Origin of the sequence: Pseudomonas parafulva, assembly GCF_000800255.1 — a bacterium.
GTDB classification, from domain to species: domain Bacteria; phylum Pseudomonadota; class Gammaproteobacteria; order Pseudomonadales; family Pseudomonadaceae; genus Aquipseudomonas; species Aquipseudomonas boreofloridensis.
Window position 1 is genome coordinate 4,568,112 of record NZ_CP009747.1, and the last position, 13,463, is coordinate 4,581,574.

General features: G+C 65.8%; 10 protein-coding genes and 1 pseudogene. 5 read left to right on the forward strand and 6 right to left on the reverse strand.

The window, feature by feature from the left end; genetic code table 11:
* Positions 1-62: 62 nt before the first annotated feature.
* Positions 63-917, forward strand: a complete 855-nt coding sequence (locus NJ69_RS19990) for a sulfurtransferase (RefSeq protein ID WP_039582540.1) — start codon at positions 63-65, stop codon at positions 915-917.
* Between the two features lie 12 nt (positions 918-929).
* Here NJ69_RS19990 and NJ69_RS19995 read toward each other — a convergent pair whose 3' ends face one another.
* The 5 genes and pseudogenes from NJ69_RS19995 to NJ69_RS20020 all read right to left on the reverse strand — a co-directional run bounded on the left by NJ69_RS19995 (position 930) and on the right by NJ69_RS20020 (position 8,237).
* Positions 930-1,922: a hydrolase gene (locus NJ69_RS19995; protein WP_039582542.1), complete on the reverse strand. Its 993-nt coding sequence runs from the start codon at positions 1,920-1,922 to the stop codon at positions 930-932.
* Positions 1,923-1,982: 60 nt separating this feature from the next.
* Entirely contained in the window at positions 1,983-4,703 is a 2,721-nt protein-coding gene (locus NJ69_RS22225; RefSeq protein ID WP_052192167.1) for a M16 family metallopeptidase, read from the reverse strand.
* Positions 4,704-4,772: 69 nt separating this feature from the next.
* Positions 4,773-5,390 (reverse strand): 16S rRNA (guanine(966)-N(2))-methyltransferase RsmD, encoded by a 618-nt coding sequence (gene rsmD / locus NJ69_RS20010; RefSeq protein ID WP_039582543.1) that lies wholly within the window; start codon positions 5,388-5,390, stop codon positions 4,773-4,775.
* A pseudogene (locus tag NJ69_RS20015) lies at positions 5,390-6,742 on the reverse strand (M16 family metallopeptidase); the annotation flags it as partial. The gene rsmD and the pseudogene NJ69_RS20015, both read right to left, overlap by 1 nt.
* 139 nt (positions 6,743-6,881) lie before the next feature.
* Positions 6,882-8,237 carry a M16 family metallopeptidase gene (locus tag NJ69_RS20020; protein WP_039582547.1) on the reverse strand — a complete coding sequence of 452 codons (1,356 nt, stop codon included), beginning with the start codon at positions 8,235-8,237 and terminating at the stop codon, positions 6,882-6,884.
* A 230-nt stretch (positions 8,238-8,467) separates the two neighbouring features.
* Between NJ69_RS20020 and ftsY the strand changes: the two genes are divergently transcribed.
* The 4 genes from ftsY (at position 8,468) to rpoH (ending at position 12,612) form a co-directional block, all read left to right on the forward strand.
* Positions 8,468-9,958, forward strand: a complete 1,491-nt coding sequence (gene ftsY, locus NJ69_RS20025) for a signal recognition particle-docking protein FtsY (RefSeq protein WP_039582549.1) — start codon at positions 8,468-8,470, stop codon at positions 9,956-9,958.
* The gene (gene ftsE, locus NJ69_RS20030; RefSeq protein WP_029612380.1) at positions 9,955-10,626 is read left to right on the forward strand and encodes a cell division ATP-binding protein FtsE; all 672 of its coding nucleotides are present in this window, start codon (positions 9,955-9,957) and stop codon (positions 10,624-10,626) included. Before ftsY ends, ftsE begins: the two co-directional genes overlap by 4 nt.
* Positions 10,623-11,648, forward strand: a complete 1,026-nt coding sequence (gene ftsX / locus NJ69_RS20035; protein WP_029612379.1) for a permease-like cell division protein FtsX — start codon at positions 10,623-10,625, stop codon at positions 11,646-11,648. Before ftsE ends, ftsX begins: the two co-directional genes overlap by 4 nt.
* Positions 11,649-11,757: 109 nt before the next feature.
* Complete coding sequence (gene rpoH / locus NJ69_RS20040; RefSeq protein WP_029612378.1) at positions 11,758-12,612, forward strand: RNA polymerase sigma factor RpoH; 855 nt, start codon at positions 11,758-11,760, stop codon at positions 12,610-12,612.
* 99 nt (positions 12,613-12,711) lie between these two features.
* Here rpoH and mtgA read toward each other — a convergent pair whose 3' ends face one another.
* Positions 12,712-13,422 carry a monofunctional biosynthetic peptidoglycan transglycosylase gene (mtgA, locus tag NJ69_RS20045; protein WP_039582550.1) on the reverse strand — a complete coding sequence of 237 codons (711 nt, stop codon included), beginning with the start codon at positions 13,420-13,422 and terminating at the stop codon, positions 12,712-12,714.
* Positions 13,423-13,463 lie beyond the last annotated feature (41 nt).

Consider the following 13,463-nt stretch of genomic DNA (forward strand, 5'->3'; position numbering starts at 1 on the left):
CGCTTCAATCAGGCCCTGGCGCATGCCTGCCGGGCCGTTCGTGCCATCGATAGGAGACTGTCATGCCGCTTGCGCAACTGATCACCCCGCCGCAATTGGCCGAGCGCCTGGGTTCGCCAGGACTGGTGATTCTCGACTGCCGTTTCGCCCTCGAAGACCCTGACTATGGCCAGCGCAGCTATGCCGAGGGGCATATCGAAGGGGCGCATTTCGCAGACCTGGAGCGTGACCTCAGCGGACCTGTGATCAAGGGCCGCAGTGGCCGACATCCACTGCCGGATCCGCAGCGGCTGGTCGAGCGCCTGCGCGCCTGGGGCGTGGACAACGACAGCCAGGTGGTGCTCTACGACGATGGTCCCGGCGCCTATGCCGCCCGCGCCTGGTGGCTGCTGGCTTGGCTGGGCAAACGTGACGCAGTGTTCCTCCTCGACGGTGGGCTCAAAGCCTGGCATGCCGCGCATCTGCCGCTGAGCCTGGACCCGCCGGCGCAGCGCGAGGGCAGTTTCGCCGGTGAGCCGGACCTTGCGCTGCTGATCGATGCCGAGCAGTTGGCCAAGCGCCTGGACGCGCCTGATTTGACCTTGATCGATGCGCGGGCGCTGCCGCGCTTTCGCGGGGAAGTCGAGCCGATCGACCCGGTGGCCGGACACATCCCTGGCGCACAGTGCGCCACGTTCACCGACAACCTGGGTGCTGACGGACGCTTCCTGCCTCCCGAGCAATTGCGCCAGCGCTTCGACCAGAAGCTCGCGGACCGCGCACCGCAACAGTTGGTCGCCTATTGCGGTTCGGGCGTCACGGCTTGCCATAACCTGTTCGCCCTGGCGCTGGCGGGCTATCCGCTGGGTCGGCTGTACGCCGGCTCCTGGAGCGAGTGGATCAATGACGCCGACCACGCCATCGAGGTCGGCGACTGAAAGAGGCCCCGCTTAACCCAATCCGCCCAGCCACTGCGGAATGCGCCGTTCCAGGTAGTAGCCCGGAGCGCGCAGGCTGCCTTCGACGAAACCCACATGGCCGCCGTGCCGATGCAGTTCGAATTCGGTCTGCGGCGCCAATTCCCCTGGTGTCGGCAGGCTGTGGTCGAACACGAAGGGATCGTCCTGGGACTGGATGATCAGGGTCGGGGTGCGGTTCTCGCCCAGGTAGTAGCGACTGGAGGCGCGGCGATAATAGTCGTGCGCGTCGCTGAAACCGTGCAGGGGCGCGGTTACCCGGCCATCGAAATCCCAGAAGGTGCGCAGGTTGCGCAGCGGCCCCAGGCCCTCGAGGGCCGCCAGCGCTTCAACGTGCCCCTGCGCCTGGAAATGGCGCTGCTTGACCTGCACGTAGCTCAGCATCTCGCGCATGAAATGCGCCTGATAGATCTTCGAAAAGCCCAGGCCGATGCGGTCGGCGCACTGGTCCAGGCGGAACGGTACCGAAACCGCCACTGCGCCCTGAAGTGCGCTGGCCGCGCCGGTTTCACCCAGGTACTTGAGCAGCACATTGCCGCCCAGCGAGTAGCCCACGGCGTACAGCGGCGCCAGCGGACGTCGGGCGCGCAGGTGGCGGACGGTTTCGCCGAGGTCTTCGCTGGCGCCGGAGTGGTAGCTGCGCGCAAGCCGATTCGGTTCGCCCGAGCAGCCCCGCCAGTTCAGCGCGACGCTGGCCCAGCCTTGCGCCTCAAGTGCCTGTTGCAGGCCCTTCACGTAGGGCGAGTCGGACGAGCCGGTCAGGCCGTGCAGCACCAGCACCAGCGGCGTCTCGGTCTGGTCAGGGCCGTACCAGTCCAGGTCGAGAAAGTCGCCATCCTCCAGCCACAACCGCTCTCGGGCGCGCCGCAGCGCAGGCAGTTTGCGCCACAGCGGTCCCCAAAGCGTTTGCAGGTGCGGATTCGACAGGCCGCGGGCCGGACGAAAGAGGGCGGTGGGACTGGGCATGCTGGGCAACTCGTGATGGGCCTGTCTAGAGTGCCATGAAACAGCGCGCCTGTACCGCGCCTAGTGGTCGGCGCCGACGAGCGCCGGCAATGGTTTCTGCGCCACGTTCGGACCGACGCTGACCACCACGCAGCGGTTTGGGTCGAAGGCCTGCCGGGCTGCCGCCTGAACCTGCGCCGCGCTGACCTGGGCCAGGCGCGCTGAATAACCGCTGCAATGGTCGGCCGGCAGCCCTTGGGCGTTGATCTCGGCGAGCAGGGTGGCCAACTCCTCGTCGTCGGCGAACGTGCGCAACTGTTTGCCGAGCAGTTGGCTGCGCGCCATGTCCAGTTCGACGGGATTCGGGCCTTGCTCAATGAAACAACGCAGCACCAGCCGGACCAGTTCCAGCGAGGCGTCGAGGTACTGAGGCTGGATGTCCCACGACACGATCAACACGCTCGCCGCGCGATAGTGGTGCAGACGGCTATGGATCGCGTAGGTCAGCGCGCGGCGCTCGCGCAGTTCGCTGACCAGCCGCGACTGGAAGCTGCCCCCGACTATCTGGTTGGCCATCAGCAGCGCCGGGTAGTGTGGATCGTCCGGCAGCGTATCCACCGCGAAGGCGAGCTTGAGCGTGACGTTGTCCGTCGTCGTCTCGTTGCCGGGCTCTTCGATACGCAGCGTGCCCGGCTGGCCGGTGGCCTGCGCCTTGGCCACGGTCGGGAGGGGCTGTTCGGTTGCCGTGAACGCTTGGCTCAGTGAGGCCAGCAAGGCTTGCGCCTGTTCGTGCGGCAGGTCTGCGACCAGGGTGATCTCCAGGTTCGCAGCGCTGTAGGCGCGCTGGTGGAAGTCGACGATCTGCTGGCGATCGAGGGTGGCGAGACTGGCGACGGTGCCGTGGTGATCCTGGGTGTAGGGGTGCGCGGCATACAGCAGGCGCAGCGTTTCGACGTTGAGCCGGTTTTGCGCTTTGGCTTCGCGGCGGCGCACATAGTTGAGCACGCGCGTGCGCATCCGTTCGAGGGCCGTGGGCTCGAAGCTCGGGCGTGCGCACACGGCCGTCAGCAGCGCCAGGGCGTCGCTGCGCAGCCCTGCGTGGGCCGGGCAACGCAGGCGCAGGATGGCGTCGTCAGGGGTGACGTTGCGGCTGAAGGTGGCACCCAGGGCCTTGAATCGCTCGGCGATCTGCGCGGCATCCCATTGCCCGCCGCCTTGGTCGAGCATGTACAGCGTCAGTGCCGCCAGGCCCGGGGTATCGCCGTCATGACACGCGCCGGCCTTGAAGCGCAGTTGCAGATCGAACATCGGCGCGCCCTCGCTGGCGACGAAGCACACCTTGCTGCCCTGCGCCGTGTGCCACTGCTGCAGCGGTCGTTGCGTGCCGTCCAACGCGATCTCCGGCAGACCCTGCGCCGACATCAGCGCGGACATGTCCACGGCGGCGATGCCGGGCGACAGATCGGCGCAGGTCAGCACCGGGTGTTGATCGATGACCGGCGTGACGGCGCACAGGTGGGTGACGGTCGATCGCTCGCGAGTCAGGTAAGTGTCGATAGCGTGCTGGATGTCTTGCTCGGTGATCGAGGCCAATGTGCGCAGGTGTTGTTGGCGCAGGGCGGGCGCGGTGCCGCCGATCACGCTCCAGCCGATGGCATCGGCCTGGCCGGTGAGGCTGGCCTGGGCGGCGGCATGCTGTGCCAGCAAGTGGAATTTGGCGTTCTCGATGTGCTGGGCGCTCACAGGCGCTGTCCGAAGCCCATCGATTACGTTCCACACGGCTTGCTCGGCGGCGGCCGGGGTATGCCCGGGGGCGACGTAACCGGCGAAGTTGAGCAAGGTGTCGCCACGCACCTGATAGTCGTACGAAGGGTCGATGCCGGTCATCACGTGCTGTCCGCGCACCAGTTGGCTGTACAGCAGCGACGAAGCGCCTCTGCCCAGCAGTTCGGCGACGACTCTCAACGCATGTACGCTGCGCGGTTCATCGCAGGTTGCCAGGCTCGGAACATTGAAGGCCATGAGCAAGCCGTCGCGCAGGCCGGGCAGGGTCACCGACTGACTGCGCGCGTGCAGGGGCGTTGCGTGACGAGGGACTTCCGGAGGCGGCAGCGGTACGGCCTCGTGAGCGGCAAAATGCCGTTCCACCAGACGCTGAAGAGCGTCGGCCTCGACGTCTCCGACCACCACCAGCGTGGCGTTGTTCGGCGCGTAACGATTCCGGTACCAGGTCCGTATCGCGATCAGGCTCATGTCCTCCAGATCCCGTGCTTGACCATAGTGGGGTGTGCCATAGGGGCTGGTGCCGTGGGCCAGGGCATGGTGGCGCTCTATGGCCTGTTGCACAGGACGGTTGTCGATTTTCAGGCGACGCTCGTCACGCACGGCGGTCCGGGCTTTCTCGAAGGCCCGTTCACTCAGGCGGGCATTGATCATGGTATCTGCCAGGATCTCCAGCGCCACTTCCAGTCGCGAGGCTGGCAGGACCATGGTGTAGACGGTGGCGTCTTGCAGGGTCTGGGCGTTGTTGCTACCGCCCAGCCACTCGATGACGCGCAGGTACTGACCGGTGGCGAGTTTTTCGCTGCCCTCGAAAATCATGTGCTCCAGTACATGGGACAGGTTGGTATGGCCCGGCGCCTCGTGACTGGAGCCCACATGGTAGTAGAGGTGCACGCACACCAAGGGGCTGCGTCGATCTTGCTGGAAGTGGACAGCGAGGCCGTTGGGCAAGGTGAAGTGCTGTTGAGGCGAGTGGGGCGCGGTGATCAGGTCTTCGAGTGCGAGGGGGGATGCTTGCATGGGGGCGCTGCTCCGAGTGAGGTCACAAGCGGAGCAGCTTCGATCACGGCAGGTATCGGCAGGTATTACCTATGTCTGGCTGTCCTGGCGCACTTCGCCGCGCTGCCACAAGGCGTAATGCACCTGGCCGGTTTTCTTTTCCCGGTGCAAGCGCCAGTTGCCCGGCATCGGCAGGCTCGACGGCGCGGTCTCGCTCTCGGTGTAGACCCACGCCTGGTCGCGCAGCCACTGCTGGTTTTCCAGCAGATTGCACACCTCGGCCAGCAGGTCTTTGTGAAAGGGCGGGTCGAGGAACACCAGGTCGAAGGGTTGCTTGGCCTGCCCGCCGAGGTAGCGCAAGGCGTCGGTTTGCAGGATCTGCCCGCGCGGGCAGCGCAGCAACTCCAGGTTGTGCTTGAGGTTGGCGATGGCTGCCGGATTGCTGTCCAGCGCCACCGCATCGGCCGCGCCGCGCGACAGCGCCTCGAGCACCAGCGCGCCGCTGCCGGTGAAGGCATCCAGCACATGGGCGCCTTCGATGTAGGGCGCCAGCCAGTTGAACAGGGTTTCGCGCACGCGATCAGGCGTCGGACGCAGGCCTTCGCCTTCGGGCACGGCCAGGCGACGGCTGCGCCATTCGCCCGCGATGATGCGCAACTGGCCAGCCCCTTTGCTGTGGGGCTGGGCGGGGGAGGAAGGTCTGGCCATCAGTGCTCCGGTACGCCGAGTGGCTGCTCGGACGGTGTGTCTGTCGGTGGCGGCAGGGGCTTTTGCGGCACGCTCGGGCCGGCGGTGACGATCACCAGCTTGTCCGCCGCCAGATGCTTGTTCAACGCCGCCTTGACTTGCTCGACCGTCAGCGCCTGTGACTGCTGCATGAAGTCTTCGAGCCAGGTCAGCGGCAGATTGTAGAAGCCAATGGCGCCGAGTTGCCCGACGATGCTCGCGTTGCTGGCGTTGGACAGCGGGAAGCTGCCGGCCAGCTCGCGCTTGGCGTCGTCCAGTTCCTGCTGGGTCGGGCCGTTCTTCAGGTAGTCGGCCAGGATGTCACGCACCAGTTGCAGGGTGCCTTCGCTGAGTTCGGCACGGGTCTGCAGGTTGATCATGAACGGTCCGCGCACCTGCATCGGGGTGAAGGTGGAGTACACGCCGTAGGTGAGGCCGCGTTTCTCGCGCACTTCGCTCATCAGCCGGGTGCCGAAGGCGCCGCCGCCGAGGATCTGGTTGCCCAGCGACAGCGCAGGCCAGTCCGGGTCCTGGCGGGTGATGCCCAGCTCGGCGAGCATCAGGTGGGTCTGCTTGGACGGGAAGTCGATGTGGGTAGCGCCGGGCTTGGGTTCGGTCGGCTCGGCGGGACTGGCCAGTGCCGGGCCCTTGGGCAGGGCGGCGGACACCTGGGCGGCGATGGCTTCGGCGTCGCTGCGGCTGAGGTCGCCCACCAGCGCGATCACCGCGTTGCCGGCTGCATAGGCCTTGGCGTGGAACGCGCGCAACTGCGCCTGGGTGATGCCGGGGATGCTCTGCGCGGTGCCATCGCTGGGGTGGGCATAAGGATGGCTGCCGTAGAGCTTGGCGAACAGCGTCTGGCCAGCCAGCTTGCCGGGGTTCTGCTTGTCGTACTCGAAGCCTGCCAGCAACTGGTTCTTGATGCGCTTGAGGGCGTCCTGCGGGAAGCTGGGCTTGCCGACCACGTCGGCGAACAGCTTGAGCGCCGGTTCGCGTTTGTCGGCGGCGCTGAGGCTGCGCAGCGAAGCCACGGCCATGTCGCGATAGGAGCCGTTGCCGAAGTCGGCGCCCAGGCCTTCGAAGCCCTGGGCGATGGCAGTGACGTCCTTGCCGGCCACGCCCTCGTTGAGCATGGCGTTGGTCAGGGTGGCCAGGCCCGGCACCGGGCCGTCCTGGCTGCTGCCGGCCGCGAAGGTCACGCGCAGGTCGAACATCGGCAGTTCGCGGGCCTCGACGAACAGCACGCGGGCGCCTTCGGCCGTGGTCCAGTGCTGGATGTTCAGTTGACGCCGGCTGGGCGCCTTGCCGTCGAGCTCGGCCAGCGACTGCAGGGTATTGGCCGGGCGCGCGCTGGAGCGGTCGATGGTGCCGGTGGCCTCGTCGGCCTGCGCGGGGCCGACGAGCAACAACGCCAGGGTGAGCGCCGAGGCGAACGCACCACGGCCGGGACGCAGAGCGCGGGGGGCGCGACGATCAGTCATGGGCGGACTCCTCGGGCAGAACATGGGCAACGCTCAGGCGTTCGCGGGTGAAGTAGGTGCGTGCGGCTTCCTGGATGTCCTGCGGGGTGACGCGCTTGAGGTCGTCCAGTTCGCTGTCGATCAGCTTCCACGACAGACCTACGGTTTCCAGTTGACCAATGGTGGTGGCCTGGCTGCTGATCGAGTCGCGGTCATAGACCAGTCCGGCGATGACCTGGGCGCGCACGCGCTCGAGCTCTTCGGCGGTCGGCGGAGTGCGTTTGAGTTCGTCGAGCAACTGCCAGACGCCCTTTTCCACATCGGCGAGCGTCTTGTGCTTCTGTACGTTCGGCGTTGCCGAGATCAGGAACAGGCTGTCACCACGGGTGAAGGCGTTGTAGCTGCTGGAGGCACCGGCCACCAGTTCCTGGCCGCGTTCCAGGCGTGCCGGCATGCGCGCGCTGTAGCCGCCGTCGAGCAGGGCCGAGATCAGCCGCAGGGCTTGGGCGCTGCGGGTGTCCTTGGCGGTGGCCAGGCCCGGCACGTTGAAGCCGTAGATCAGGCTGGGCAATTGGGTGCGTACATGCAGGGTGAGCTGGCGCTGACCGGGCTCGGCGAGCTCCAGCGGCAGCTTGGCTGGTGGCACGCTGCGCTTGGGGATGGCCGCGAAGTACTTGTTGGCCAGGCCCTTGACCTCATCGACGGTGACATCGCCGACCACCACCAGGGTGGCATTGTTCGGCGCGTACCAGGATTCGTACCAGTGCCGCAGTTCCTCGACTTTCATCCGCTCCAGGTCGGCCATCCAGCCGATGGTCGGGGTGTGATAGCCGCTGGCGGGGAAGGCCATGGCGCGGAACAGCTCGAAGGCTTTGGCGTTGGGCTGGTCGTCGGTGCGCAGCCGGCGCTCTTCCTTGATCACTTCGATTTCGCGGCTGAACTCGTCGGCCGGCAGGCGCAAGCTGGCCAGGCGATCGGCCTCCAGTTCCAGGGCCACCGGCAGGCGGTCGCGGGCCAGCACCTGGTAATAGGCGGTGTAGTCGTCGCTGGTGAAGGCGTTTTCCTCGGCGCCCAGGTCGCGCAGGATGCGCGAGGCTTCACCGGGGCCGATCTTGGCGCTGCCCTTGAACATCATGTGCTCCAGGGCGTGGGACAGGCCGGTCTGGCCCGGCGTCTCGTAGCTGGAGCCGACTTTGTACCAGATCTGCGAAACCACGACGGGCGCGCGATGATCTTCGCGCACCACGACCTTCAGGCCGTTGTCGAGGATGAATTCGTGGGTGGGTTGCGTATCGGCGGCCAGTGCCGCCAGGGGCAGGCAGAGCGTGCCGAGCAACAGGCCAGCGGCGCGGCGGGCGAGAGCATTCATACGATGGATAACCTGTACGGCGGCCTGCGGGACTTAGCGTCGGCAGGCCAGGAGGTGCTAGGATACTGATCCGGTTGCCTGGCGACCATGCCTGTCGCCGTTCTGGCCCACAGGACACCAAGACAAAACGTTGCGCGTGAACCAGCCGCCTGCATGAGAGTCTGTTCTGCGTATAAAACATTCCCGATGCCCAATGATGGTGCATCGCCACCCTGAGATAGCCGTCTTCCATGTTTGGTTCCAACGACGACAAGAAAGCGCCGGCCGAGGCCGGTGAAAAGAAAGGCCTGTTCGGCTGGTTTCGCAAGAAGCCGCAGCAACCTGTCGCCGAGCCGCCGCCAGTATCCGAGCAACCGGCTGCCGAACCGGTAACGCCCGCCGCAGCGGCCGAGCCTGCGCCGGTTGAGGTCCACGAACCGGTCGCCGATGAGCGGCCGCTGGCGCCGAGCGAGGCGCCTGTCCAGGCCGTCAGCCCAACGCCCGTGGTGGTGGCGCCAGTCGCCGAGGCCCCGGTGAGCAATCTGGTACTGCCGGTTGCCGAAGAGCCGGTGGCGCTGGTGCCCGATCTGGAACCGAGCGCGCCGCCGGTCATCCCCGCGCGTCCTGCTGCCATTGCCGAGCCGATCGCCGAGCCGGTGGTTCAGCCCCAGTCCGTCGAACCCGAGTTGGTCGTGGTTGCACCCGTGGTGGTGGAGCCGGCGCCCGTGAGCGTGCCTGCCCCAGTCGAGCCCGTGCCCGTAGCCGAGCCGGAGCCGGTCGCTGCAGCGGTCGCGGCCACCGAGCAGACCAAGGTCGGTTTCTTCGCCCGGCTCAAGCAGGGCCTGTCCAAGACCAGCGCCAGCATCGGCGAAGGCATGGCCAGCCTGTTCCTCGGCAAGAAGGTCATCGACGACGACCTGCTCGATGAGATCGAGACACGCCTGCTGACCGCCGACGTCGGTGTCGAAGCCACTTCGCTGATCGTGCAGAACCTCACCCAGAAGGTCGCCCGCAAGCAGTTGGCCGACGCCGATGCGCTGTACAAGTCGCTGCAGGAAGAACTCGCCGCGCTGCTGCGCCCGGTCGAGCAACCCCTGAAGATCGACGCGCAGACCAAGCCCTATGTGATTCTGGTGGTGGGCGTCAACGGCGCCGGCAAGACCACCACCATCGGCAAGCTGGCCAAGAAGCTGCAACTCGAAGGCAAGAAGGTCATGCTCGCCGCCGGTGACACCTTCCGCGCCGCAGCGGTGGAGCAGTTGCAAGTCTGGGGCGAGCGCAACCAGATTCCGGTGATCGCCCAGCACACCGGCGCCGATTCGGCTTCGGTGATCTTCGACGCGGTACAGGCGGCCAAGGCCCGTGGTGTCGATGTGTTGATCGCCGACACGGCCGGTCGCCTGCATACCAAAGACAACCTGATGGAAGAGCTGAAGAAGGTCCGTCGGGTCATCGGCAAGCTCGACGCCGAGGCGCCGCACGAGGTGCTGCTGGTGCTCGATGCCGGAACCGGGCAGAACGCCATCAGCCAGGCCAAGTACTTCAACCAGAGCGTCGAACTGACTGGCCTGGCCCTGACCAAGCTGGATGGTACTGCCAAGGGCGGGGTGATCTTCGCCCTGGCCAAGCAGTTCAGCCTGCCGATCCGCTTCATCGGCGTCGGCGAAGGTATCGATGACCTGCGCACCTTCGAAGCCGAGCCTTTCGTCAAAGCCCTGTTTGCCGAGCGTGAGCACCCATGATCCGATTCGAGCAGGTCGCCAAGCGCTACCCCAATGGCCACGTCGGCCTGCATGAACTGAGTTTCCGGGCGCGCCGGGGCGAATTCCTGTTCGTCACCGGGCACTCGGGCGCCGGCAAGAGCACCTTGCTGCGCTTGTTGCTGGCCATGGAGCGCCCCACCAGCGGCAAGCTGCTGCTGGCCGGCCAGGACCTGGGCCAGATCAGCAACGCACAGATTCCGTTCCTGCGCCGCCAGATCGGCGTGGTGTTCCAGAATCACCAACTGCTCTTTGACCGTACCGTATTCAACAACATCGCCCTGCCGCTGCAGATTCTCGGCCTGTCCAAGGCCGAGATCGGCAAGCGCGTGGACTCGGCGCTGGAGCGGGTTTCGCTGTCGGACAAGGGCGAACTGTTCCCCGCCGACCTGTCCACTGGTCAGCAGCAGCGCGTGGGCATCGCCCGCGCCATCGTCCACCAGCCGGCCCTGCTGCTGGCGGACGAGCCCACCGGCAACCTCGATCCGCGCCTGGCGGCCGAGATCATGGGGGTGTTCGAAGACATCAACCGGTTGGGCACCACCGTGCTGATCGCCAGTCACGACCTGGCGCTGATCGCGCGCATGCGCCACCGCATGCTCACCCTGCAACGCGGACGACTGATCGGCGATGGGGAGGCCGGACAATGAGTGACACCCGTACACCCAAGGTCTCCGAGCGCGTCGCGCCCAAGGCGGCAGACCCCAAGTCCGACAAGAAGCGCGGTGGCCACGACGACGATGGCCCGGATTTCCGCACCCTGCTCAACGCCTGGCTGGAAAGCCACCGCGCCAGCTTGGCCGACAGCCTGCGTCGCCTGGGCAAGCAGCCGATCGGTAGCTTTTTCACCTGCCTGGTGATGGCGGTGGCGCTGAGCATGCCGATGGGACTGTCGCTGCTGTTGAAGAACGTCGAGAAACTGGGCGGCTCATGGCAGCGCGCGGCGCAGATTTCGCTGTACCTCAAGCTCGATGCCGGCACCCAGCAAGGCGAAGCGCTGCGCGACGAGATCAAGGCCATGCCGGGGGTGGCCGAGGCCACCTATGTCAGCCGCGAACAGGCGCTGCAGGAGTTCCAGCAGCAGTCGGGCCTGGGCGAGGCGCTGCGCGAGCTGCCGGAGAACCCGCTGCCCGGCGTGGTGGTGGTGACACCGACCGAAGTCGACAAGCCGGCGCTCGAAGCGCTGCGCCAGCGTTTGTCGGAGCTGCCGCGGGTTGAAGTGGCGCAGTTGGACCTGGTCTGGGTCGAGCGCCTGGCGGCGATCCTCAAACTGGGCGATCGCTTCGTCTTCGGTCTGGCGGTGATGCTGATTTCCGCACTGCTGCTGGTCATCGGCAACACCATTCGCCTGCACATCGAGAACCGCCGGGTGGAGATCGAGGTGATCAAGCTGGTGGGTGGCACCGACAGCTACGTGCGCCGACCCTTCCTGTACATGGGCGCCTTGTACGGTCTGGGCGCCGGCGTGCTGGCCTGGGGCATCCTGGCGTTTGGCCTGAACTGGCTGAATGATGCGGTGGTCGGGCTTTCCGACCTGTATGGCAGTGACTTCGCCCTGGGGGGCGTACCCGCTGCCGACGGTCTGTCACTCTTGATCGGGGCGGTGCTCTTGGGGTATATCGGTGCATGGATTGCGGTCGCTCGCCACCTGAACGAGCTCGCACCGCGATAATGCTTTCGTGCCAGCATTGACTTTTTTCATCCAGGAACTTGTCTGATGGTTCCGGGTCTATGTTGGCAGTGCCCACAAGGCACGAGTCCAGTGAGTCGGAGGTACTTGAATGACCACTTCGTTGCAACCTGCGTATGCCTTGGTTCCCGGTGCAAACCTGGAAGCCTATGTGCACACGGTCAACAGCATCCCGCTGCTGACGGTCGAGCAGGAGCGTGAACTGGCTGAGCGTCTCTTCTATGAGCAGGATCTTGAGGCCGCTCGGCAAATGGTGATGGCCCACCTGCGTTTCGTCGTCCATATCGCCCGCAGCTACGCCGGTTACGGGCTGGCCCAGGCTGACCTGATCCAGGAAGGCAACGTGGGCCTGATGAAGGCAGTCAAGCGCTTCAACCCGGAAATGGGTGTGCGCCTGGTGTCCTTCGCCGTGCACTGGATCAAGGCGGAGATCCACGAATTCATCCTGCGCAACTGGCGTATCGTCAAAGTGGCCACCACCAAGGCGCAACGCAAGCTGTTCTTCAACCTGCGCAGCCAGAAGAAGCGTCTGGCCTGGCTGAACAACGACGAAGTGCACCGTGTGGCCGAGAGCCTGGGCGTCGAACCGCGTGAAGTGCGTGAGATGGAAAGCCGCCTGAGTGGCCATGACATGGCCTTCGATCCGGCAGCCGATGCCGACGACGACAGCGCCTTCCATTCGCCTGCGCACTACCTGGAAGACAATCGCTACGATCCGGCCATGCAGTTGGAAGATGCCGACTGGAGCGACAACGCCAACAGCAACCTGCATGAAGCGTTGAACGGTCTGGACGAGCGCAGCCGCGACATCCTCTACCAGCGCTGGCTGGCCGAGGAAAAGGCGACCTTGCATGAGTTGGCCGAGAAGTACAGCGTGTCGGCCGAGCGGATTCGTCAGCTCGAGAAGAACGCGATGAGCAAGGTCAAGGCGCTGATCACCGTCTGATCGGCCTTGCGCTCAACTGAAAAGCCGCCTGTTTCCCACGAAACAGGCGGCTTTTTCGTTGCGGGTGCTTGTGACATTGGCGTTTGCCAGGCGCCTCGCTCAGAGGCGCGCGCTGCCCTGCAGTTGCATCAGGTAGCTGGTACCGCCCAACTGACTCATCTGTCGTTGAATCCAACTGGCCCGGCTTGCCACGTAGGCGCTGGGCCGGCTGGCGCTCCATTTCAGCGGGCTGGGCAGCACAGCGGCGAGCTGGCTGGCCTGCTGACGTGTCAGGCGACTGGCATCGACGCCGAAGTGATAGCGCGCGGCAGCCTGGGCACCGAACACCCCCGGCCCCCATTCGGCGCTGTTGAGGTAGACCTCGAGGATGCGCTCCTTCGACCAGAGCAGTTCCATCAGCGCGGTGAACCAGGCCTCCAAGCCTTTGCGCAGCCAACTGCGCCCAGACCACAGGAACAGGTTCTTGGCCACCTGCTGGGTCAGCGTGCTGGCGCCGCGCAGCTTGCCCCCTTGCTCGTTGTGCACCAGGGCTGCCTGAATCGCCGGGACATCGAAGCCCCAATGGCTGGCGAAGTGCTGATCTTCGCCGGCGACCACAGCCACCTTCAGTTCATCGGAGATCTGCTCCCAGGACACCCAGTCGCGCTGCAGGTCGATCGGCTCGCCATCGACCCACGACTGCACCTTGCGCTCGACCATCAAGGCCGTGCCCGGTGGCGGCACCCAGCGCAGCGCCAACACCAGCACGATGCTGCCTGCGGCGAACCAGAGCAGGACACGAGCAAGACGGCGGATAAGGGATGACAGCATGTCGATAGCTTGGCCGGACCGATGGAACGGGCCATTATACA